22 protein-coding genes are annotated in these 24484 nt (G+C 36.7%); 14 read left to right on the top strand and 8 right to left on the bottom strand.

Translation table 11 applies throughout. The features are described 5' to 3' along the window. The 6 genes from EJ995_RS07625 (at position 1) to EJ995_RS07600 (ending at position 5207) form a co-directional block, all read left to right on the top strand. Positions 1–1362 carry a restriction endonuclease subunit S gene (locus EJ995_RS07625; protein WP_126447215.1) on the top strand — a complete coding sequence of 454 codons (1362 nt, stop codon included), beginning with the start codon at positions 1–3 and terminating at the stop codon, positions 1360–1362. Further along, positions 1359–3527 (top strand): AAA family ATPase, encoded by a 2169-nt coding sequence (locus EJ995_RS07620; RefSeq protein WP_126447213.1) that lies wholly within the window; start codon positions 1359–1361, stop codon positions 3525–3527. Before EJ995_RS07625 ends, EJ995_RS07620 begins: the two co-directional genes overlap by 4 nt. 51 nt (positions 3528–3578) lie before the next feature. After that, complete coding sequence (locus EJ995_RS07615; RefSeq protein ID WP_126447211.1) at positions 3579–3857, top strand: hypothetical protein; 279 nt, start codon at positions 3579–3581, stop codon at positions 3855–3857. Continuing rightward, positions 3854–4090, top strand: coding sequence for a hypothetical protein (locus EJ995_RS07610; protein ID WP_126447209.1), 237 nt, complete (start codon positions 3854–3856; stop codon positions 4088–4090). Before EJ995_RS07615 ends, EJ995_RS07610 begins: the two co-directional genes overlap by 4 nt. A gap of 183 nt (positions 4091–4273) precedes the next feature. After that, positions 4274–4777, top strand: a complete 504-nt coding sequence (locus EJ995_RS07605) for a Panacea domain-containing protein (RefSeq protein WP_126447207.1) — start codon at positions 4274–4276, stop codon at positions 4775–4777. Next, the gene (locus tag EJ995_RS07600; protein ID WP_126447205.1) at positions 4767–5207 is read left to right on the top strand and encodes a hypothetical protein; all 441 of its coding nucleotides are present in this window, start codon (positions 4767–4769) and stop codon (positions 5205–5207) included. Before EJ995_RS07605 ends, EJ995_RS07600 begins: the two co-directional genes overlap by 11 nt. 721 nt (positions 5208–5928) lie before the next feature. On the opposite strand, the gene EJ995_RS07595 is transcribed toward EJ995_RS07600, so the two are convergent. Continuing rightward, positions 5929–6528 carry a hypothetical protein gene (locus EJ995_RS07595; RefSeq protein WP_126447203.1) on the bottom strand — a complete coding sequence of 200 codons (600 nt, stop codon included), beginning with the start codon at positions 6526–6528 and terminating at the stop codon, positions 5929–5931. Positions 6529–6941: 413 nt separating this feature from the next. Here EJ995_RS07595 and EJ995_RS07590 point away from each other — a divergent pair, with 413 nt between their 5' ends. Together EJ995_RS07590 and EJ995_RS07585 are read left to right on the top strand one after the other, a co-directional pair. Next, entirely contained in the window at positions 6942–7583 is a 642-nt protein-coding gene (locus EJ995_RS07590; protein WP_126447201.1) for a DUF6266 family protein, read from the top strand. Positions 7584–7868: 285 nt separating this feature from the next. Continuing rightward, positions 7869–8381 (top strand): hypothetical protein, encoded by a 513-nt coding sequence (locus EJ995_RS07585; protein ID WP_126447199.1) that lies wholly within the window; start codon positions 7869–7871, stop codon positions 8379–8381. A gap of 41 nt (positions 8382–8422) precedes the next feature. Here the strand turns inward: EJ995_RS07585 and EJ995_RS07580 are convergent, their stop codons facing one another. Beyond that, positions 8423–10135, bottom strand: coding sequence for an FAD/NAD(P)-binding protein (locus EJ995_RS07580; RefSeq protein WP_126447197.1), 1713 nt, complete (start codon positions 10133–10135; stop codon positions 8423–8425). A 187-nt stretch (positions 10136–10322) separates the two neighbouring features. On the opposite strand from EJ995_RS07580, the gene EJ995_RS07575 reads away from it, so the two are divergent. Both EJ995_RS07575 and EJ995_RS07570 read left to right on the top strand, forming a co-directional pair. Next, complete coding sequence (locus EJ995_RS07575) at positions 10323–11852, top strand: DUF4301 family protein (protein WP_164549893.1); 1530 nt, start codon at positions 10323–10325, stop codon at positions 11850–11852. 55 nt (positions 11853–11907) lie between these two features. Continuing rightward, a complete protein-coding gene (locus EJ995_RS07570; RefSeq protein WP_126447193.1) occupies positions 11908–12192 on the top strand; it encodes a GNAT family N-acetyltransferase in 285 nt (94 codons plus the stop codon). A gap of 295 nt (positions 12193–12487) precedes the next feature. Here the strand turns inward: EJ995_RS07570 and EJ995_RS07565 are convergent, their stop codons facing one another. From EJ995_RS07565 to EJ995_RS07555, 3 genes are all read right to left on the bottom strand, one after another. After that, the gene (locus EJ995_RS07565; RefSeq protein ID WP_126447191.1) at positions 12488–13213 is read right to left on the bottom strand and encodes a LytR/AlgR family response regulator transcription factor; all 726 of its coding nucleotides are present in this window, start codon (positions 13211–13213) and stop codon (positions 12488–12490) included. Continuing rightward, the gene (locus tag EJ995_RS07560; RefSeq protein ID WP_126447189.1) at positions 13214–15151 is read right to left on the bottom strand and encodes a tetratricopeptide repeat-containing sensor histidine kinase; all 1938 of its coding nucleotides are present in this window, start codon (positions 15149–15151) and stop codon (positions 13214–13216) included. 229 nt (positions 15152–15380) lie between these two features. Continuing rightward, a complete protein-coding gene (locus EJ995_RS07555) occupies positions 15381–16163 on the bottom strand; it encodes an Fpg/Nei family DNA glycosylase (protein ID WP_126447187.1) in 783 nt (260 codons plus the stop codon). 281 nt (positions 16164–16444) lie between these two features. Here EJ995_RS07555 and EJ995_RS07550 point away from each other — a divergent pair, with 281 nt between their 5' ends. Then, positions 16445–16834, top strand: a complete 390-nt coding sequence (locus EJ995_RS07550) for a BLUF domain-containing protein (protein ID WP_164549892.1) — start codon at positions 16445–16447, stop codon at positions 16832–16834. A 1-nt stretch (position 16835) separates the two neighbouring features. On the opposite strand, the gene EJ995_RS07545 is transcribed toward EJ995_RS07550, so the two are convergent. After that, entirely contained in the window at positions 16836–17786 is a 951-nt protein-coding gene (locus EJ995_RS07545) for a YihY/virulence factor BrkB family protein (protein ID WP_126447183.1), read from the bottom strand. Positions 17787–18327: 541 nt separating this feature from the next. On the opposite strand from EJ995_RS07545, the gene EJ995_RS07540 reads away from it, so the two are divergent. From EJ995_RS07540 to EJ995_RS13295, 3 genes are all read left to right on the top strand, one after another. Continuing rightward, positions 18328–21639: a T9SS type A sorting domain-containing protein gene (locus EJ995_RS07540; RefSeq protein WP_126447180.1), complete on the top strand. Its 3312-nt coding sequence runs from the start codon at positions 18328–18330 to the stop codon at positions 21637–21639. A gap of 104 nt (positions 21640–21743) precedes the next feature. Then, positions 21744–23318: a protein adenylyltransferase SelO gene (locus EJ995_RS07535; protein ID WP_126447178.1), complete on the top strand. Its 1575-nt coding sequence runs from the start codon at positions 21744–21746 to the stop codon at positions 23316–23318. Between the two features lie 72 nt (positions 23319–23390). Continuing rightward, entirely contained in the window at positions 23391–23513 is a 123-nt protein-coding gene (locus tag EJ995_RS13295) for a hypothetical protein (RefSeq protein ID WP_262707145.1), read from the top strand. 52 nt (positions 23514–23565) lie between these two features. On the opposite strand, the gene EJ995_RS07530 is transcribed toward EJ995_RS13295, so the two are convergent. Continuing rightward, the gene (locus tag EJ995_RS07530; protein WP_126447176.1) at positions 23566–23904 is read right to left on the bottom strand and encodes a DUF3140 domain-containing protein; all 339 of its coding nucleotides are present in this window, start codon (positions 23902–23904) and stop codon (positions 23566–23568) included. An 11-nt stretch (positions 23905–23915) separates the two neighbouring features. Further along, on the bottom strand, positions 23916–24419 hold the full coding sequence (locus EJ995_RS07525; RefSeq protein WP_126447174.1) for a pyridoxamine 5'-phosphate oxidase family protein: 504 nt from the start codon (positions 24417–24419) through the stop codon (positions 23916–23918). Positions 24420–24484: the final 65 nt, after the last annotated feature.

Raw genomic sequence — 24484 nt, 5'->3', positions numbered from 1 at the left:
ATGGCAGAATTGACAATTATAGAATATACAGAACTTGCAATTTGGGATGTGAAAAATCATTTCAGACTACAAAATATTTTCAAAGAAAAATTGCCATTAGTTTTATTTGGTGAGTTTTTGAGTAAACCAATTATTGAAAAAACCAAAATTATTGACCACAAAGAATACAGAATTTTAGGTGTTCGATCATATGGCAAGGGGACATTTATCAATAGAACTGTAAAAGGCAATACTTTAAAAATGCGAACCTATCAAATTGCCCCTAAAGATCATTTATTTTGGTGTAAAGTGGACACTAAAAATGGTGCTTTTGGAATAATCGATGATCGTTTTGAAAAGGGTATAGCATCTTCTAATATGACTTTTGCAACCATAGACAAATCTAAAGTATTAATAGATTATGTTCAACTTCTATTCAAAAGTCCAATGGTAAATCAATATATGGACGGATTTGTAACAGGCTCTACAAATAGAAAATATATTAAACCTGATCAACTACTCAATGAAATAAAAATACCCTTACCATCTATAAATGAGCAAAAGAGAATAATTGACAATTATAATTATCATTTTGATATTGCTGAAAATCAGGAAAATGAAATAACGCAATTAGAAAATGAAATAGAAAAAATACTATTTAAAGATTTAGGATTAGATAAAATTGATAATAAAGTTTCAAAGGTAGGTTTGTCCTTTGTGTCTTACACAGAGATAGCCGAATGGGGATATAATATTGATAATTCAAGATTTCAGTCTAATATTTATAAAACAACTTCTTTATCAATTTCACCAGAATTATTCAACGATGCATTTAGAGGTAAAAGTCCAAAATATGATAGTGAAGGTAATAGCACTATTCTCAATCAAAAATGTAATAGATGGAATGCATTAGATCTTAGCTACGTAAAAACAGTAAATGACAAATGGTATAACAAAATTGACAAAAAGTTCTTTACAAGAGAAGGAGATGTATTAATTAACTCTACCGGTGATGGAACTATCGGTCGTGCATCAATAATTACTTTTGAAAATGAAGATCTTTTGTACGATAGTCATTTGTTATTATTGAGATTAGATAAAACAAAAGTAAATCCCTTATTCTTTACTTATTTATTTAATAGCAAGTATGGTCAATATCAAGTAGAAAGCATTAAATCCGCACAATCAACTAAGCAAACTGAGTTAGGGATTACCAATCTAAAAAAGATCATTTTTCCTCTACCATCCATCCAACTGCAAAATACAATAGCTAACAAGCTACAAAGCATATACCAACGTATTGAAATTTTAAAAGTGAATGCATTAAACAATAGGAAAGATGCATTAGTGAAATTTGAACAAGAAATATTTAGCCAGAAATGAAGATAACAAAATTAGCAATTGATGGCTATAAAAATTTAGAAATCAAATTAGTACACAGCTCAGATATCATTGCCTTAATTGGTAATAACGGGAGTGGAAAAAGTAATTTGTTAGAAGCTCTTAGTTATATTTTTAGAAGTCTATATCGTGAAACAGAAACGGTCTCGTTTGACTATTTTATAGAATATACCAACTTAGCTCAGCAAACCATCAAAATAGAAAAGAAGAAATCTAAAACTACTGCTTTTGTTAATGATGTTAGCACAATAAATATAAGCCAGTATTTGCCAAAAAAAGTAATTGCATTATATAGTGGTGAGGAAGATAGACTATGGCGCAAATGTTACTTTCCATTTTACGGAGATTATGTTTCAAATATTAATAAGTCAAGCAAACAAGGACTGTTACAAAGTGTTTCTTTGATGCCGCAAATGCTTTATCTAAATAAGTTTTATTGGCATATTTCTTTATTGGCTTTAATTATTTCTGACTTAGATGATAACAAAGTGTTCGTTAAAGATGTTTTAGGTATAACTCAAGTAGATAAAATATCATTCCAATTTAAAAAGGATAATTATTCAGAATATAATGATGGCTCAGTACTCGATTTTATCAAAATAATTGATAAAAAAAGTGAGTACACGTTGAAAGAATTTAAAAAACTAATTAATGATAATGACTATATACCGGATGACGTTTACAAATTACTTTATGTGGCATTCACCCCTAAATCAACAAAAATCATTTCTGACATAGTAATTCGTTTTAATGAACATCTTAGTATAGAGGACTTAAGTGAAGGAGAGAAAAAATTACTTCTAATTAAGTCGGCATTTGAGTTTGCAAGTCAAGAAGATAGTTTATTTATTTTGGATGAGCCTGACGCTCATATTCATTTGAATAACAAGGAACAAATAATAAAAACCTTTAATCCATATAAATCAAATAGACAAATTGTCGTAACTACTCATTCACCAACAGTCACTAAATCCATAAATGATGATTCACTATTTATGGTAAATGACGGTAAAATAATACCTAAAGAAAAACAAGAAATCATTGATGATCTTACAGGCGATTTTTGGAATAAACATCAGCAAAGCTCATTTTTATCAAGTGATAAAAAAATTATTTTACTTGTCGAAGGCAAACACGACTTGAAGCATATAAAAACAGCTTTCAAAGCTCTTAGTAGCAAATACCCATCTTTAGATTTTGATATTTTCTCTTTAAAAGGTGAAACGAATATCGCACCAATGCTTAAGGGAATTAGAGACGCCAGTTTAAATAATAACAAATTATACATAGGCATTTATGACAATGACACAGCCGGTAATAGCTCATTAACTAAAGGAGGCTTTCTACCGATTAAAGGAAAACAATACAGAATATTAAAAGATAATGATTATTCGCATTATTCTTATTACGCCTTAGCATTGCCTAAACCTAAGGGATTTAAAGGAGATTGCACAATTGAGAATATGTATAGCTGTGACAAATTCGAAGAAGCTTACATCGAGTCATTAGAGCAATCAAAAGGCTATTTCAATAACAAATCTATAGACGATATAAGCGAGGATATTAAATTAAAAGCAAAGAATATACTTTCATTAAATAGCACAAAATTTGAAGAAAGTGATTTTGATTATTTCATTCCACTGTTCGACTATTTAGAAGAAATACGATTGGATTCTATAAGTTCAATAGCAGCGATGAAAGCAAAAAGTATGATGAGTCAAAATAAAAAGAAAGATTCTAATAAAAATGATAAAACTGAAAAGAAGAAACCATTAAAACTTGTTGCTCTCAATACTCAAAAAGGTTCTTATACTGAAGAAGACCATTTTAAAAATAGAACAGGTGTAATAGTTCAATATTACAAAGATCTAAGAGATAAGATACTTGCTCTTGATGAGAATTTAAAAGTTGTTCCTAAAAAGGATTATATAGCCTTTAAAAAGAAAAGTAATGTTGTAGATATAACAATCCAGACAAAACAATTAAAAATCTGGATAAATAAAAAGAAAGGTACTTTAGATGATCCAAAAGGAATAACTAAGGATGTTGCTGGTAAAGGTCACTGGGGTAATGGAGATTATGAAATAGTTTTAAAATTAAATGATAACACCGCAAACTTAATTGAGTTGATTAAAAAGGCTCTTTAATCTTAATGAAATTTCGGAATAAGAATTGCAGTTACACTATAACTGAATAATATGGATAACATAGCAGTACAATTATTAATAGGTATAGCTCTTATGGCATTTAGTGCGGTAGTTACATTTTTCTCTACTAAGCACAATCTAAAAGAGTACACCAATAACAAATATAACGAGCTAAAGGATAAGTTACATAATCAGGAAATAGAATTAGAAAAGCTTAGAGGACGTGATGAGAATCAACAACAAATCATAGATACATTTCAAGCACAAGTACTTAATCATCTTCCTGATTTAATAGAAGCTGTTGCGAAAATTAAAAAACCTAAGAAATGATAGATTACGAAAGACTTAGGTATTTAAACCAAAGAGTTAATACCAATAATGCAACTACATCTGAGAAGGATGAGTATATGAGTTTATTGTTTAAAAGTAATTCTATTACTAAAAGTCAATATGATAAATATGTTGCAGATAAAAATGCAGAAGGTGTATTTAAAACAGCAATTACGATTGGTGGTATAATATTATTAGGGTATTTGATAGATAAAATAACATCTAAGTCCTAAAAAGCTAAATGACAGTACTAACTCGCGATAACGCTTTTGCAACTTATTATTATAAGATGCTTCAGTATCTCGGTTAGCAACTCTTCACATTTGGAATATTGTGTTGCAGACCACTGAAACAATTAAAATGATATCTTTGCATCAGAAAGTCCATATTTATAATAATAATAATTAACTTTCATAATGAGTATTGAACGTAAAGAACTGGCTCTAATAGATTCAAATAATCTTGTCGACTATATTTTAGTACGAGGAGGAGCTATGTCTCATTTGAAAATTCAGAAAATACTATTTTACATTCAAGCTTATCATTTGGCCTATTTTGACGTGCCCATCATCGAAGATGAGTTTCAAGCTTGGGTGCACGGTCCAGTATCTCGTAAAATTTATAATTCTGCTAGAGATTTATCAATATTGCATACAGAACTTAAGTTTGTTTTAGATGAAGGCGAACTTGACCCTGCTATTATAGTTAATGATACTTTGACTGCTTCTCAGATGGAGGTTGTTAACGATGTCATAGATGAATTGAAAGAACTTTCTGGGCTTCAATTAGAGAATATGACTCATTCCGAAGAGCCTTGGATATACGCACGTAGAGGCTATGATGCTGGTCAAAGATGTGAAGTTGTAATTCCTAATGAATGTATTAGAGATTATTACAAGTCTCAAGTTTATGGCGGGTAAATTAAAACCACATCTTCGAAAAAGTATTATTAAGCAAACATTAGAAAAGAAAAAATCTAATAAGGATTTAGATTCTGATTCTTTTATGCTCTTATCGTTAAGACATTTAGACAAAGAACAAGGGCATAATTTGTATGAATGGGAAGCTAATGCTATGTTAGCTCATTCTATTGAAGTTCTTTCAGGTTATTGTAATGATACTTTACTTAATCAAACTGACGGTCAAAAATTTACGATCTACGGTGATTTTCCACCAGATGAGAAAACTGAGTACTACCCACCTGAGCAAATACCAGAAGACGCAAATTGGGCGAGATTACATATAACAGGAAAACAATGTGTGATAGGTCATATAGTAAAAAATGTTTTTTACGTTGTGTTTTTAGATGGAGAACACAAATTTTGGAAATCCGAATTAAAAAACACTTAGGTCTAAAAAACCCCACACTAATGGCACTTACTCGCTCATTCGTTCCGCAAGCTACACTCATTCACTCGCAAGAGCCTACCGTTCCGCGCGGTACTCGCTATAACGCTTCCGCACCTTATTATCATAAGACGCTACAGCATTACAGCCAGCACCTTTTGCCTTTGCGCGCACATTGTAGCAGGTAATAAGGTGTTCGTCAGTTTTTCCATTTTGTTCCATAAAACATAATCACAATAGCTTCCTGCGGTCGCTTTTGTGCTTACCATAAATAGCACCACTGCGGCGAAACGTCCTCGTTGGCGCTATTTATTTGTTTTATTACACACATTACACGCCTTCCTCACTCACAGCTCTTTTTACCCTTAATATCCAATAAGGATTTGCTACGCAAGTATTTTTTTTTAAGGGTAAACCGCTGTTTAATAATTTGGCTCGCCTGCTGCTCGCTTCGGGCTAATCGGGCTGTCACTGTTTTTGATATTTGCAAACTTAAACATCATCTAAATACTGAATTAAGCCTTATAATCTCAACAAACCACTGCCGAATCAAAAACACCGCCAGCCCTGCGTGTACCACGTAGCTATGGCAGCGTTTCGCTATCGCTACACGCTATTTGCCATACCACCCTTGCTCAACTCGCTGGCGGCTCGCTTTATATCACAGCAATCCATTTCGCTGCGCTTCATTCCTTACTGCGCTATAGCTGCGCGATTACCTGCTTTAATAATAACTTAATTCCTTCTTCATATCATAATCATCCATTTTAATCCTTTTTTTAAACGGAATTTCATCTTTAAAAATAGCTTCAGATTTTCTCAAGTGCCAATATTCATTATACATACCAGACTGTAGATAGCAATGTATAATTTGTTTATTTCCTTCAAAAAAATGATGCTTTGATTCAACAAAAAACATATCAGTATTTAGTTTACCTCTCAATAGAGGTAACGTAATATCATCACCTACTTGCGGAACCTCTTTAATAGACTTCATTTTTAAAAACATAGAACCTGCATAATTCCTTGCAGAAAATTCTATTTCTGTTTCAGGAAACTCTAAAAAGGTATCATTTTCATCATTATAGATTAATTCATTCAGTTCAATAATCCTTTTCCTTACTTGGTAAGTATTTATTTCAGTGGACTCACTGATAAGCTTTACAGATGGTACTGGTAATTCATCATCATAGTAAAAGTCTTTAGACATAAGGTATTCAAGTAGCATATTATATCTATTATCATTTTTGAAATTCTTATATAGTTGCTCTTTAACAGACAACAAAGACAGTATAATTTGTTTTATGGATATTTTATAGCTCATATGGGTTTGTATTTATTTTACAATAATCTGAGAAAGATAAAAAAAGGTCACAAATATAGATGGCTACCACACCAGCCGCATAATGCCGAAAAGGTCAAGCCCTAAAGGGTTTTAGAAAAATTTTTGCAGCAGTCTGTTTCTTATTACTTCTATGTTTCAGGTATAAAGCAATAATTTTCCTAAAAACCTTGTCGCCATTCCCCACGCCATCAGAAGTATCGTTTTCTTTTTTTTGTTTTTCTTTTTTAAAAAATTTATGTGGGGTTTGAGAGTTAAAAAAGAACAATAGAGGGCAAAAGAAACCACTATTCTATAATCAAAGACAAGTTACCTTATTATTGCCTTGAGTTTGTTTAAGCCGAATTAAGTCCGTACCAAGTCCAAACGAATATTAATTTTTAAACAATAAAGTAATGGGAAAAATATCTCAAGGAATCTTAGGAGGACTATCAGGAAAAGTAGGTAACGTAGTCGGTGGAAACTGGAAAGGAATTGATTATATAAGAATCAAACCTTCAAGCGTTGCAAATCCAAGAACAGAAGGACAAGTAAATCAACGAACTAAATTTACTACTACTCTATCGTTTTTACAAGCCAATAAAGCTTTTATTAAAGTTGGGTATAAAAGTTTTGCAAACAAGCGTACAGAGTTTAATGCAGCAATGTCGTACATCCTAAATAATGCAATTACAGGAACAGCACCTAACTTTATGATTGATTATGCTAACGCATTAATCAGTCGTGGTTCATTATCAGGTGTTTTAAACGGTGCTGTGGATATAACAACTGTTGGAGAAGCTACTTTTAGTTGGGGAGATAATTCAGCAGAAGGAAATGCTAGTATTACCGATAAGGCTATGGTATTGGTTTACAATCCATCAAAGAAAGAATCTATGTACACCTTGACAGGTGCAAATAGAACCGTCGGTTCTCAAACGATCACTTTACCAAACACCTATTCTGGAGACAATGTGGAGCTATTTATGGCATTTGTATCAGAAGATGGTAGTCAAGTATCAAACAGCATCTATTTAGGCTCTGGTACGGCAGCTTAAACGCATCTAAATAGTAAATGAAAAACCGTTCCTAATGGAGCGGTTTATTTATGCTTATAACTTATTTTTGGAGAGAATAAAAGAGATAGCCTTATTGTTAATATCTATTCTTAATATTCTCTTTTTATATCAAGGTTTGTTTCCCATTTGTTGCCCTACCCTACTTAAATACTATTAATAAAGGAAAGTTATATTTTGTATCGGGAAATAAAAAAATCTTCTCAGGAAATAATTAATCTATTCCGACTGATGATGGTCTTTATAATATTAACTTAGCTACAATCTGTGCGACTCACCTTCGTCTTACTAGCGACATTTTTATTAGCACCTAGTGTTGCTTTTGCCCAAGACCCAAGCTGCGAGTTCATCATCAACCTGCATAATGTTGATCTAGAAAAATATGATTATAAATTCATCATTGAACACAGGCATGAAAAGTACGATCTTGTTCAACTCAAGGAATGGCTAGCCGCAGACTGGGATTCCTTTAATAATGACAAACCATATTCCGTTCTGGAATCAGAAGCTGGAAACCAAATTCTAATGCATTATGAAAGAGGTTATTGCTATCCACAATCGAGAAATGATGACCAATTAAGAATAACGATTGCCCGAAAAAACAAAAGAGAAAATACGATTGAACTAATGAACACTTCTTGCAGCCTTATGTCTGGAACCACTGAAATTCATGCTAGTAAATTTCAAATTGGGAAAAGAGATCATGAAGTATTCCATATGACAGGTCCAATCAGCGATTTCTCAAATAGGCTCGCAAACAGAAAAATAATTATCAATTAATAATCGCAATCGAAGTGTAGTATTCTAGTACGCACGGTTTTCTAATTCAAAACCTCATCTATAACCACCTGCATCAACTCACTATTAAAACATTCAAGGAGAGCGTCCACACCGTATTCTGAGCCTAGAGCATTTCTACCTAATATGTGAATATTGTCGATGGCTTGATCATCTACCAGCGGATTGGCTCTTGCATTAACAGCGATGCCTAGACCATTAGATAATTGCTCGATGTAATTCTTGTCGAGCATCGATTTCATCAATGGATCGTCAATTCGAGAAAGATCTGATTTGGGTAAAACCGCATTGATCAAGCATTTGCTGGTGATTGATACATTTTGGTCTTTTAATTGGAATCCATTTGAGTTTAAATCTACTTCTGGACTTTTTACAAAATGAAGATTGAGGACTTCAGCATCTGCTAATGCGATAAGTTGTAAAATGCTTTTTATGGGCGGTCCAAAGCTGTAACGTTTTGCACGCTCTTCTACAGCAATATATTCACGGATGAGCTCACTAGATAATCTATCATGGCGATACAATCGGTACATCTCAATTTGTATGTATCGCCAAACTTGACCAGCGGCGTAATCAAGAGAAAATGCTCGCAAATTATGGGACATCTCGCAAGTTTGCTTCATATAATCCACCACAGGCATGGTTGTATCTAGAATATGTGGATGTTGTATTTCATGATCACGATACCACTTGAGTAATAGATCAACGCCATCATCTTCGCTTAGCATAGTGTCAGCAAATCTGTGATTGAACCTTGCATAAACCCGCATAGTCAATCGTGACACAGGAATGAGAATATCATCAAGCGTAGTAACCTTGCCGTTTTCTATATTTTCAAATAATTGCTGTATTATTTCTTTAGCGCTGTGTGGTTCTGGGTCAAAATGGTCGTCTATTTGTTTACCTACGGGTTTGGGAACTGGCGGTAAACCATCTAGTGAATACGGTACCAGCGTGCCGTGATGGTTTCCTACATACCTTAAGAAAATGCTATCAGTTTTTGACTCAAATACCTGATCATTATTCCTTACTGCAGTGTGCACCACATCAATCATTGCTAGGCCCAAGCCTTTTATTATGACCGTCTTAAAATCGCTCAAAATCGATTTTAAATTAACGTTGTATGGTTTTACTATGAAAGTTAGATGATGCTCATTTGCGTGATCTGCAAAGTCTTCATTTTCTGTCGTTTGTTTCATGTCTACTCGACCTTGTGCGAGAATCAAACGTTGTACGCGATAATCCTTAGAAGTCTCGGTAGTCAATTTTATGTCAAAATCCGTTTTCTGTAAATCAATAATTCTTTCTCTAACAATGCTCACTAAATTATTCGCAACAAGCGGTTCAAGAATGGATTGGGTTCTTTCTTTTAAGTATTGGCCAGTAGTTTGTCGCTGTGAAAATGTATCTATATCGTCGCTCAAAAATGAACCTCGTTCTTCTCGCAACCATTCCCAATAACTGGGAAATTCTTCTATACTAACATTATCTATTTTGAATGCCTCACGCCCGTGCAAGGTCTCGAGCGCCCTATCAGAGATGTTGCTTAATACTACTGGCGATTGCCATGGATCCCAAGCCGGTCCAGTGCCTAGAATATTCCTAGACTCAAAGATGATTGCAGTGAGGTTGTTGTGATTTTGCTTTCGCGAAAGCGTAATAAAAAACAGCTCTAGTGCATGTAAACCTCTTGCTCCTAAACCAACTATTGCAAGAAATGCATCACCTTTTCTCATGCGACAAAGAACGGTTCTAATACGTGTTCCTGTACCATAGATAATCTTAAAAACCGCTGATGATTAACATTATCGCTCTTAAGAAATTGGTAATTCCAATAGTGTTAACGTTGTAGGAAATAGCGTAGGATAGATTTGTCAAACATTTGCGACGGCAATAATGCTGTCTACCCATTATTTATTATCCATGAACGACGCGACCCTTACCGATACAAAAAATTATGACGAGGCAGATAAAATTCTCAAATCGATATTATACGACAATCATCATACAACGGTCACAAGGCCTGCACGTTTAAAGGATGGAATTTTAAAACTGAGCGCGACTAAACGCAGGCGTTTCCTAAAGAAATTCAAGAAAAAAGCAGCGCAATATTCCTACACAGACTTTATACCGGCAAGTGGTTCTGGAACGAGATTATTGCAAGATCTGGTGCAATTTGCCCACAATTATGATCCCAGCGAGCAAAGCGTTAGTACTTACATCAATAGTCATGGCTGCTATAATCTCAATGATTTTTTTAAGCACCTGAAACGGCTACCTTTCTATCCATTGGTGCAAGATGAGATCAAAGAAACCTTATTAAATGCGGTTGACATCAATCACGGTAGATTAGATATGGTGAAGTTCTTATTAACTACCGATAAACTTAACCTAACCAGTTTGCCCGTTGCATTAATACCGCTACATCGTACCGACAATGAGGCTGCAACAGCCTTTGATCAACATGTGAGTTTGCACGATGCCCTGGCTTCAACATTTACAGCGAGTAACCTGACGTTTACAGTGCCTCAAAAGCGTAACCAACTATTTCAAGAGCAATTAGAATCAAAAGCAGCTCAATTTCCTGATCTTGACATACAAACCACTATTCAAGATCCTGCAAGCGATGTATACTGTTTAAATGAGAATAATGAACTGGCCATCGATCAAACTGGTGATCGAGTGATGCAGCCATCTGGTCACGGTAGTTTGTTGTCTAATCTTAACGATGTAGAATCAGAAATCATTCATATCTCTAGCGTAAATAATGTACCGCAACGAGTGAACATGAAAGCATATGTGAAGCATAAAAAAATCATGACTGGTTATCTCATCTATGTGGTGAATCAGGTACATAAATATCTTGCCAAATTAGAAAACGGTGAACTGACTAAAATGGAGCGACGCAAACTAGGGAAGTTCTTAAAACGTTACTTCCATCTTGATTTTAAGGTTGCCCTTAAACAAAGTACAGAAGGTACCTTAAGTACCATCTATCACCTACTCAACGCACCTATACGTGTCGCTGCCGTAGCGCCTATGAAAGATAATACGGGCGATGTCGCTTTCTGGGCAACGAATTCAAGAAATATTGAGACGCTTCAAATAATAAACAAAAACCAGATAGATTCTAGCGACGAATATCAGAAAGCGGCACTAGAAAGTGCGTCTCATTATAGCTTTGCAAGTATGTTCTTGTACACTAACGATTATAAGGGAAACGATTTTGATCTTGCAGATTACAGCGAGCCTGGCGCGTGTACGATTACTGAGAGATCTATTGAAGGCCAACAAGTGAAATTCATTGAGCAAGATGGACTATGGAACGCTAAAATGAAGGACCACCTTACCATTTTTATCGAGGCAGACGATAGTGTGTTCAATCCTATAAACGATTTGACAGACTTGTTGCCAAAAGGAAAATCACGTCGCAGAAACAGATTAAGAAAGTAATTTGGGCTTACTTCTTCTTGCGTTGAAATTGCATTGCCCATCGTATCTTTAAGTCATGGAAATAACGATAACTGAAAGAGACAATAAGGGTTTTGCCATGGCACGAGAAGATGGTAAACGCGCTGGTGTGATGACCTACTCCATTCCAGGGTCAGACTTTATTATCATTGATCATACAGAGGTTGAGGACGATTTTGCTGGTAAAAGCGTTGGTAAAGAACTGCTCTACAAAATTGTAGAGATGGCTCGTGAAAAGGATATTAAGATTTTGCCACTGTGTCCTTTTGCAGCTGCAATGTTTAAAAAACTGGATGATATACAGGACGTATTGAGAAAGTAAAAAAACTCAAAAATAAATAGCCATTAGATCTAACAAGTCCCTACACCTGCTGGATTTCATGGCTATTGTAATATGTAAAGTATATATCCTGCTACTTGATTACTCAAATATAGTTAAGCAATTGACAAACATTTTCATTGAGATCCAATCCGTGAAGTAGTTGGCTCAAATTGTGAAGTAATACGTTTAGGCTCTCAGTTCACCGATTATTAGTTGCCATTTACTATTTGAACAAGAGAAATAAGATAGAATCTCCTTGAAAATATGATCTTCTTGACGCGAATACCTTGTGGTTTTAAGGGTATAAAATAGAACTGCTCTCAATATACTTTTTAGACCATACAATTTCTAGGTCATCGATCATCGTGAGACTTTGAGAATGCAAGCTCTTGATCTGTTTCTTATTGATGATGTACCGCCTATGCACTCTTATAAAATTCGATGGCAAGTTCAACACTTCTTTCATTTCAATAAGTTTTGATCTTGACGTGTGAACATTATTCAATAGATGGATGTGGACATAGTTCACTTCTGATTGCAGGTAGATGATCTCTTCAAGATTTATTTTTTGCAACCCATTTCTAGTTTTTACAAAAACACTATTGGTCGCAGCGGCAGCATCTTGTACCTTATCTTCATTACGCCTCAGCGCCATATCAATCATCGTGAGTAGCGTTGGATTATTGAATGGCTTCATGATATATCCAGCTGCTTGCATTTCTGTAATTTCACGCAAGTGTTTCTTATCGCTAGAAGCGGTTAAGAATACAACCGCGCTTTTCAAATGGTTCATGATTTTATTTCCCAGCCATAAGCCGTTTTTTGTACCCTTAAGATTGATATCGACCAATACCACATTTGGGCATTTCTTGAATGATTGTAGTTCCATCCATGCAGTCTCTGCAGTTGCGGCACTACCCATAACAAGAAAATTATTGCGACTTAATGTATTGAGTAAACTGGCGCGTGTAACGCCCATGTCCTCGACAACATACACTGTTTGTTTTAAGAGTCCTTTCATTTAAAAATTCATCTGAAAAATAAAACCGTTGTTGTTACTTGATTCCCATGTGCCACCCAACTCATCAACCAGCAAAGTGATTAATTGTAATCCTACTTTGCCATCTTCATTGCTTTCAACTGCCTCGAGTCCGCTACCATTATCTTTATACTTGAAGTACCAATTCTCGTGTTCTTTTTTGAGAAGTACGGTTATGATCCCTTTCTTTTCATTTTTTAATCCATGTTTGAGACTGTTTGTTACTAACTCACATAATATCAAACCTAATGGTGTTGCATCTGCAGAGTGTACCACAGCGTCTCTGGCACTTACATGCAAAGAAACTTGTGCGTCAAATTGATCGATTATTCCTTTACATATTTTTTCAAAATGAGTTTGCATATCTACGACAGTGTCCTCGCCATATTGATATAGCTGGTCGTGCACTAGATTCATAGTTTGAATAAGTTGTTGGGATTCATCAATCACCTTGCGAAAATGCGCATCCTCGACATTACTTGTCTTTAAATCTAGAATTCCAGAAACCGTTTGCAAGTTGTTCTTAATCCTGTGGTGAATCTCGTACAGCATTAATTCCTTCTCGTGAGCAGCTTTACTCATGAGCTCGCTTTGAGCTTCTGACAGACGACGCGCTTTGCGACTCTTTAAATACAGAAAAATAAATGTGACTACCAGTATTATTGAAATCCCTACAATAATCCACTGTAGCCATTCTAGCTTGTTTTTTTCTTTGAGTAAGGCACGAGCTTCATCGACTTCTTTACGAGCTTTGACAAAGTCATACTTGAGTGCCGCTTCTTCTAAAAGCAGCTGAGCGCTTATCCTGGACAATGAATCGGTTATTCCTTGGGCAAATAGATCATATTTATAGGCGTCTTTTGCATCACTTATTGTGTGTAACACTTTGGCTTTCATCGCAAATGCTTTTGCTCTAGCCACAGGATTCTTGAATTCCTTTTCCAAAGCAATAGCGCTATCAATATAAGTACTGGCAAGCCGCGCTTGACTATTAAGCAAATACCATTCACCCATATTGATATAAGCCTGTGTGGTGATCCTGGGCTCACCTACTTGTTTGCTGGAGCTTATCTCACGCAAGAAAGTCTTTCCCGCTTGCTCAATGTCACCTTGCCGCAATCTAATACTGGCAATATTTGATTGAACCACATTGGTAAAATGCTGTTGATACTCAGTAGTAAAGTAATCATCTGCACCACTGCTGGAAAGAGCTTCTAGTGCTTGATAGTAGGTCTCAAGCGCTTTATCATAATCTCCTTGTCCTTCATAAGTAAGAGCAATGTTGTTGAGCATACTAGCGTATCTAAAGGTTTTACCATTTTCTTGAAACGCTGCGGCCTGTAGCTCAAAGTTCTCTCTAGCTTTAGCATATTGTTTGAGTTTATAGTAAATCATCGCACGATCATGGTAATCCTTAAAATCACGACTCAATACCTGATAGCCAAATTTTTTATTCTGTTCTATAAATAACGGAAGTACTTCTAGTTGCTTATTGTAAAACCCAATACGATTGTAAGAATAATTGAGGGCTTCTAGCGTGCTGACAGATTCAGGTACCTCCATGAACGACGGTTCACTAAGTAATTGATTAGCGATTTCAATGACTTTATCGCTATCCTGATGGTTGTAATAATAAAACAGTAAATTGAAATAGGCCTGTTGTTTTTCTCTTTCAGTGCCTGCCGCTTGCGCCCAACTATTGGCATTTTTAAAGCTCTCTAAATAGGTTGATGGCAATAGATATACCGCACTATCTTTAAATTGACGCTGTATCTCTCTTCTTTCATTTATGACTCTATTAAAATCATTGCGGTTGACTACAGGATCAATTGAAGACTGCCATGAGACCAACAGTAGCAAGCTGCAAGAAACAAGAATAGTAGGTAAGTTTTTACTTATCGCTTTAATTGAAATGATCACTTTAAGAAAACTATAGATAACAGTGAATTCTAGTGTACAATATCAAGCTATTTTGCGGTAAATAAAATCTAGTTCCATAATATCGCAACACTTCACAAATAAATAGGATTACTTCACACGATTAGCGATAGCGTCGCTCGCTGTCGTTTGTTGAGAGAATTTTAATGATTCCGCTTTCGCGAAAGCGTAATCATATCATCATCTTGCAATACATAAAGATTACAAGGCATCATTTCTCCTGCCACTGCGGTGAGAAATAGGTAGCTCTACCGCCTACTTTGATTTTTTTGATTTTAGAGCTGGTATGATGGCAGTCAGCGCCTTCTTCTCTAATGTGCATGAGATAATGATCAGGAAAATCGCTGTAATGCGCATCATGCTCAATAGTTACCTCAATAACTTCCTGCATGGTTTTATGTAAATGCTCAATGCGCTCTTCGCTCATATCAGCCACCTTGAGTTGAGGATGTATTTTTGCTTGATATAAGACTTCGTCAGCAAGCCAGTTACCAATTCCGGCGGCTACACTTTGATCCATAATAACCTTTTTTATATCAGTCTTGCGTGATGACAACGATTTTTTGAAGTCATCAAGGCTCAACTCTCGAGCGTCATCGCTCAAATCGTGCTCCTTTTTATACGCTTCTATATCATCGATCAAATCCCACCAACCAAATTTTCTCTTGTTCTCAAAAACAAGCTGAAAACCGTTTTCAAATGATAATACGATGTGACCAAATTTGGGTCTGGCATCAGCATCCTTATAGTAGGTAGGTTTTCCTGTCATACCAAAGTGCATCACAAGTATCTTGTCACCGGTTGTTTCTACAAACGAATACTTACCTATACGTCTCGTACCACTTAATTGAACACCGACTAGATGTTTCTTGAACGTTCTAATATCCTTTTTAAGCAATCGATCATCTCTACAATCCATGGATTCAATTGTATGATGTAAAGAGGTGCTGTCGATATAGGTTTTATAGCCTTGTACTTCTGGTAATTCAGGCATGATTATTAACTTTTAAAAAGCTGATACAGGCAGCTTTTGTTTAAACCACAAAAATAAAGTTTGAACAACATTAGTCTCACAATATCGTGCTAATCAGTCGCATAGCGTTAAAAAAATGATAATTAGCCGTAAGAATGAAGACCTAAAAATCTAATGATCAGTAATTTAAAAAATTACTGTTTTTTCCTACAGAATATACACGTCAAATATTCCTACAAATTAGAATATGTTTGTTTAACTCTACGCCATTAAAAATGAAGCTGTATTATACAATCTGTTACTTGAGCAAAACCTCAGAAAACCTATCTGACGAGGATATTACAAACATCTTTGAATATTCTAAAGAACGCAATGATGAGTGCGATGTCAGTGGTATTCTACTACATTCTATCGGTAACTTTTTTCAAGTGCTTGAAGGGAATGAAAAACACCTTAAAGAACTCTATGAAAAAATCAAAAAAGACGATCGACACGGTGAGATATTTGAAGTCTATAATAAGCCTACCGCTCATCCTGTTTTCCTACATTACAGCTCAAAATTTAATATAGTTAAGACCACGCAAGATCTTGAATCTATAAATCAATACTTACAAGATAATCGCGAGATCAGCACTAGTAAAAAGCTGGAACGATTACTAGCTCCATTTTTAATGATGGAAGAATTGTACTAGCCTATTCTATGATAGGATCGTCAGGTTCTATGACAGTAATAATCTCTTCCTTGTATTTAATGGCTTTCCTACTTGGTTTAATACCATCAAAAAATTCTTGAGCATAGATCTTGACAAATTCAGCACCGTAGAAAAGGATGAGTGCGCTATAAGAAACCCATAATAAAAGCAGAACCACAAGACCAGCAGCGCCATATGCACTAGCAGGTGATGAATTGGTAAAATAGATTTCTAATAAGAATTTGCCTAATTCAAATAATAAGGCCGTAACAATTGCGCCAGGCCATATGATCTTCCATTTCACTAATGCATCGGGTAAGTACCTGAACATAAGAGCAAATAAAAATGCGATGATTACAAGCGAGAGCAAGAAATTGATGATATAAGCTACATATATAAGGTAATCGGGCAGGTTTGCCTCAATTAAACCTTGAAGAACCGCAATAAATGCTGAAAGCACAAAACTTATCATTATAAGAAAACCTACAACTAGTATAAAACCAAAGCTTTTGGCACGATCAGTAAGCAACTTCCACCAAGGGGTTTTGGGATTAACCTTAAGTCTCCATATTTTATTTAAGGATACCTGCAACTGATAAAATATTCCTGTTGCCCCAAAAATGAGCGTCGCTACACCAATAATAGAAGCGATCACGCCATCGTCTTGATTTGCTGTTTGTAACAGCTCATTGATATCTTCGGCTGCGTCCCATCCTATCAACCCTGATAGATCAGTAACCAATCTACCAGTCGCGATTTCTTGATCCCAGATAAGTCCTACTACATTTAAGATGATTACTAGTAATCCAGGCAGTGACAATATTGCATAATAGGCAATACTTGCACTCAACTGCCACACGTCATCCTTGTTCCATTGCTTGCCACTCTCTATTAATAAATATGGTAATCGCCGCCACGGGAATGTTTTAAAACCTTTCAAACTTACTTTCATAATTACAAATAAAAACAATGGCAGGATAGCCACTTCATGGTTACATAAAAATTAACGATTGAAGAACGTGTCCTTATTATAGGTAGAAAATATTTTAAGATCACGCTTTCGCGAAAGCGGAATAATCAAAATAGTACGCAACAAATAATATAAATAAGTAATAGAATTGACTCATCTATATCTTGACATAAACGGCCATAGTTTTTTCATACAACTAATCATAATAAATAGTGATAATCTCTAGCGAAAACATGGATTAACGGTTCGATTTACAAGAAGAAGAACAGGCTTAATTTACGTGAACTTGGACGTAATCATTCATAACTTATTGTATACAAGATATTTGACTAACGGATCATAGGCAATCCCAAGATATTGAAGTAACATACTTTCCAATAAAATTGTTCAACAAGCCATTAACACAACCTTATGAATATGCAGCCAATTGTAAGAAATTTTACGACTTTCTTGTGAGACGCCCCTTACACATAAAAGGTAATTTTAAACCGTATTAAAATGTAATCCATAAAAAATTAATGTCATGAAAAAAAATTACGTATTAACCCTAGCAGCCCTATTCTGCGCAGCCGGTGCTTATGCACAGGATGGCGGTGGAGAGGAAACGCGGCAGATCTTAGACCCAGAAGTAGAGGTAGAAGCTGAAGTTGAGGCTGAGGCCGAACCTGGACGAGTAGCTGGTGCCGTTGCCTTAGGTGCAGCAGCAGCAAGTAACTTTCCTAACTCTGTAGCTAAAGTTAAATTATCTGGTAACGTTAGTGCAGCAACTAGAGAACCAGCCGATAGTGCTGCCACTGGTGAAGAGCCAGAAACAGGAATTAATTCTCCAGAAAAAGTAAAGTCTTCTAGTAGAGACTTGAGAGCTAAAAACACAACTGCAGATTTTTTCCTAGCTGAAGCAGAAGCTGAAGTTGAATCTGAAGTAGAAGTTGAAGTTGAGAATGGAGCAGCAGTTGCTGTTGCAGGTACAGCAGCTGGTGCAGCTGGTGTTGCGGCTGCAGAATATCTAGTTGGTGAAACTGGCCAGACTGGTTTGTTTCCAACCAACTCTGTAAGTGGTGTTGATGCAAACACATCTACCCAAGCATCTGTAAGCGAAGTCCAAATTTTGTTCCCAGCAGCTCCAACTGCAACAGCAGAAGGTGAGGCAAATAGCCAATTTGGCGAGGAAGATTATCCAGATAATGGATCAGGCGATGGTTCTGGATCCGGTGACGGTTCTGGATCCGGTGACGGTTCTGGATCAGGCGAAGGCAGCGGTTCTTCAAACAATTCTATCAATAGCCCTGATGCTACTAATGAGATTTTCCCAGGAAGTGGGATTACTTATGAAAGATTAGCTGATTACACTGGCGATAATGCACAACGTATAGGAGCACAAATCGCGAGTGGTGTAGACAGTGAAACTGAGGTTGAGGCTGAGGCCGAAGTTGAAGTAGAAACTGAAACTGGTGGTGCTGGTGCTGGTGCTACAGCTGGTACAGCTGTAATGGTAGCCGGTGATTTTGCTACAGCTGCTGTTGATGTAAAGACTTCGACATCTGTATCAACATCTGTTGTTACTGAGGAAGAACCATCTTTCTTTAATATACCAGAAATTGAATCTCCGTCAAGAAATACGGCTGACAACCCAGAAGAAGGTTCTGGTGAAGGTAGTGGTTCTGGTGAAGGATCTGGCGATGGATCTGGTGGTGGTACTGCAACTGGATCATTCAATTCAGTCAACAACGAAACTGGTGAAGCCTCTTCATTAGCGGATATACCACAACTATTTAATGGTAAAGGTGCTAATAGCTTTGAAGCCGAAGTTGAATCTGAAGTAGAAGCTGAAACTGAAGTGGACAATGGATCAGCAGCAGCTGGTGTAGCTGCGGTAGGTGGTGCTGGTGTAAATGGTGCTGTATCAAGTGCTGCATCTGCATCTGTAGCGTCTGTATCTACATCAACAGTAGACAATAACGGAGTACAAGTAGATGATAATGGTCAATTTGAAGAATTGTCTGATCGTTATCAAAGTGTAACTGATGCTAATCCTACATCAAGCGCCGAGGCTGAGGCAGAATCCGAAGCAGAAGCTGGTGGTGGTGTGCCATCGACTGAAGGTACAACGGCTAGTGCAGTGAGTGCTGGTGATGCAATCGCATTTGCAACGTTGATTATAGAGGATATTGACAATAGTGATATCGCCACAGAATCTACACGAATCGCAGATCCTATGTTCAATGAGCGTGAGAGAAATTTTGATTTCTTGACAATGACAGAGCGTAATTGGGATGACGTGATCGTTGCTAACGAGCAAGGATTTTTCCCTAAAGGAACTTTTGAAGAAGTAAGTGAAAACGAGGCGGAAGTTGAGTCTGAAGCAGAAGCTGAAGTAGGATTTAATGCAGCAGCAGCAGCAGCAGGTTCAAATGCAGCGCAATCTAAAAATGGTGCATTACCATTTGAGGCATCTGCAGTAGCTACTAGTGCAACTAGTACTGGTGTCTACGATGGTGAGGCAAACAATCAATCTGATAGAAAAGAGATTTTACCTGAGCCACAAGAGGCTTATCCAGATTTCGGAATTGATTTTGACGCATTTGAATATGAAGTAGAAACTGAAACTGAAGCTGAAGCTGAAGTCGGTTATAACGCATCTGCAGCATCAGTTGCTGCAGCAGCAGCAGGTTATGAAGGTATCCAGATAAGTACTGATATCGCAACTACCTTGCACGCAGCAGCGGCAGCAGCGGCGGCTGGTGAGACAGTAACAACAAGTATTACTCTACCTATGGAAGGTGATGCTGGTAATGTAAGAGCATTTGCAAGAGCAGATGATTCTCAAGACAGACAAGTATCCGTTGCAGTAGCAGTAGCTGGTGTACCGCGTCCAGATGGTGAGAGCAATGAAAGAGAGGCTGAAGATGAAGGTGCGACTTTTGCTCAAGTAGAAGTAGTAGTCTACACTGATCCTGCCAACGTTGCAGCTCCAAGAGCTTTACTAGGTGTACTTGATGGTGGACAGAACCAAGGTTTTACTTTCCGTGATATAGCAAATGCACAAACAGATGCTGAAGGTGAGAATGAAAGAGGTCAATTTGGCGAGGTAGAGGCTGAAGCCGAAGCAGAAGCAGAAGCTGGATATGGTGTAGCTGCCGCAGCGGCAACAGCTGGTGTAACTGGTCAGTTTGCAATCAGTGAGTCATTTACAAGTGTGTCTACTGAGGCGTACGAAGGTGGATTTGACTTTGACTTCCAAACGATTCAGGACGAAGCGATAGCAGCTACATTCAATGCTGATTCTACTCGTCAAACTGCTCGTATTTCTTTTGCAGGTTATGGTTTTGACAACTACACAGTTCAACAACAAAATCCTGAAAGAGATGCATACGTTGACCTAGGGACACTAGAAAGTGTTAACGATGATCAATTCGAGCGTTTCTTCTTTACTGTAAATGATATACCAGCAGGAACTCCACAAGTATTTAGAATACTTCCTAATTTAGACGGTGAACCAGATTTCACTGAAGAGGTATTCCTTGTATTGAACGATGGTATAATTACTTTGAGTAACGATGATTTTGTTGAAGCATTTGTTGTAGCTCCATATCCTAACCCAACTACAGGTGAATTAAATATCACTCTACAGTTGCCACAGAATGAGAAAGTAACAGCAGCATTGTATGACCTATCAGGTAAGCAAGTAGCTACATTTGATAGAGAGTATCGTAATAACGGTACAGCGCAACGCATGAGATTCAACTTGAATCCATCAATTGCTAATGGTCTTTACATCTTGAATGTAAATTCTACACAAGCAACTAAGAGTTTCAAAATCTCAGTACAGAGATAATTAGTAAACTTTATTAATATCCTAAGCGGCGGTTTGTTTCAAACCGCCGCTTTTTTTGTGTCTACATATGAACGCTGAGTATGTCACTGACTTATCTTTATGACATGTCATTAAAGCTTCATCCCAATAGTATTGATCAGCATTTCCCATACGATACCATAGAAAGTAATATTCCTAGGCAGGTACCTGAATTTCTGCTTTCTGCGGTAGCGATTAAATCATTTAAAAATGCCAGCGTCATTCATGTCAACAATGCGTTAGCCAAGGATTTAGGTCTTGAGAAATCGGTGGTGAAGTCAAACTACATAGCAAAGCTGTTGACTGGCCAGCAACTGGATCTTCAATTAAAGACCTATGCTATGAATTATGGTGGTCATCAATTTGGCCATTGGGCTGGACAGTTGGGCGATGGTCGCGCCATTATGTTAGGTGGTTTTGAGACTAATCTAGGGTTACAATATCTACAGCTTAAAGGTTCTGGACCTACACCCTACTCTAGGCGCGGTGATGGTTTTGCGGTATTGCGATCAAGCATTAGAGAGCATTTGTGCAGTGAGGCGATGCATCATTTAGGTATTCCAACCACTAGATCCTTAGGTATCTCGCTTACCGGAGAAAAAGTAACTAGAGATCCTATGTATGACGGTACTATCATTCAGGAATTGGGTGCTATGGTTTGTCGTGTAAGTCCGTCCTTTCTAAGATTTGGTAGTTTTGAATTACCTGCTTCACGTGGTGATACTACTTTACTGAAAAATCTTCTTGATTACACTATTAAGACCCTTTTCAATCATTTATTGGTTGTAGCACAAGAAAAGGAACCCTACCTATTGCTATTCAAAGAGATATGTAATGAAACTCTAACGATGGTCATGCATTGGCAGCGTGTAGGATTTGTGCATGGTGTAATGAATACAGATAACATGTCTGTCTTGGGATTGACCATCGATTATGGTCCTTATGGCTGGATGGACGATTATAATCCTGATTGGACTCCTAATACGACAGATAATCAGCATAAACGATATAAATACCGATCACAACCTGAGATTGCTCTATGGAATCTATGGAAACTCGCCAATTCCTTCTACCTAGTTATCGATGATACTAATGGTTTAGAAAAAATCTTAGATGTGTACAAATCAAATTATCTTGTTGAGCAACAGGCAATGATGAAAGCAAAATTAGGACTTATAGATGACCATCATGCTGATGCAAAACTAATTGATAGTCTCCTAGCTTTATTACCTGTGCATCCTATAGATATGACTATATTTTATAGAGAATTGATAAAAGTTCACGGAGAAATGGATCACTTGACTGCTTGGAAAATTATTCATCCAGCAATTTATGATATAGATATAATGCCGTCTAGCATAAAACAACAATGGCTGGAATGGCTACAGTCATATATAGATAGGATTGATAGGAGTTCCGTTTTCGCGAAAGCAAGAGCCAAAAAAATGCGAGCCACTAATCCCAAGTACGTGCTGAGAAATTATATGGCTCAACTTGCTATCGAGGCCGCAGAACAAGGAGATTACACTATCATGAGTGAATTATTTGAAATGCTTAAAAATCCTTATTCAGATCAACCTGCATATGACAAATGGTATGCTAGAAGACCAGATTGGGCCATAAATAAACCTGGCTGTTCTCAATTAAGTTGTAGTTCCTAAAAAAATAGCTTCTAAGATTTCATTAACAGGAAATTTAATGATGAGGATTTATTTTTAAAGAAAAAAATACTCATGGACCTTATCATCTCTGAAAATGGCTATAGCGACTACAAGCGGCGGCTATTAGAAAACGATGATCATCAAGAAGATGATCTATTACAACAATCGATTAATGCTGTTACCAGCTGGTTGTAAACAAAAAAACCGATCTAATGATCGGTTTTTTTTCTGAATTAATTTTTGAGATTTATTTTAAAGCATCGTGACCCCAATTTTTGAGGGCATAGTACCATGCGCTGTTTTCAACATCGCTAGACGGTTTTTGGGACTCGTGTAGATTTTGATGGTAATAACCTACGGTTTCATTTATCTTATCCCAATTGGCTTCTGTCAAATCGCTCTTGTTCTTTTCCTTGATCTTCAAAATGCTACGGCCGCTGGCGTGACCTACTGTCTCACCGTTGTCCATTTCTCGGCCAGCATTTTTGGACTCCTCAGTTTCTAGCCATTTTTCCAACTCATTATGAGTCATGTTTTGCTTTTCTTTAAACTCGTCCCAAACTTCTTCTTTATTATAATCTGCCATAATCTCAATCTTTACAGGTTGCTCAAGCTGCCACTCTCACCTACATCCATTTTCTCACCTGTGATGGCTCCATAACCCATTTTAAACAGACTGACCAGTGCATTAGATTTTGAATCCCAGTAATGTCCAGTTTCTGGGTGAAAAGTAATTACTGTAATCTCTGGATCATCCTTTCCTTCAAACCAGTTATCATCGCTTGAACCATATAAACTGTGAATCAACGCACGATCATTACTAATGTATGCTTTACCATAAACACTTAAAAATTCCATACTGTGCTTTTCTGAATAGATAAGCTGGCAGCGGGAATCGTTCTCGATATTGTTGTTGTGCTCACTATCACGATTACTCAAAAAATAAACCGTACCATTGTCGTCAACTCGTTTGGTACTCATGGGTATCGCATGCAATGGTGTCTGATCTAGGTGTGTCAACATCATGGCAAAATCGACGCTCTCCACGATTTTCTTGAACTTTTGTTGTGCTTCTTTATTACTTAGGTTATTGGTGCTCATAGTTGTTTTTATTTAAAGATAACTAGAGATCACACCTGACATACACAAGGAAATATCAAAGTATG

It is taken from the genome of Nonlabens ponticola (assembly GCF_003966335.1).
GTDB lineage: Bacteria > Bacteroidota > Bacteroidia > Flavobacteriales > Flavobacteriaceae > Nonlabens > Nonlabens ponticola.
This window is presented reverse-complemented; position numbering and strand designations above follow the sequence as displayed.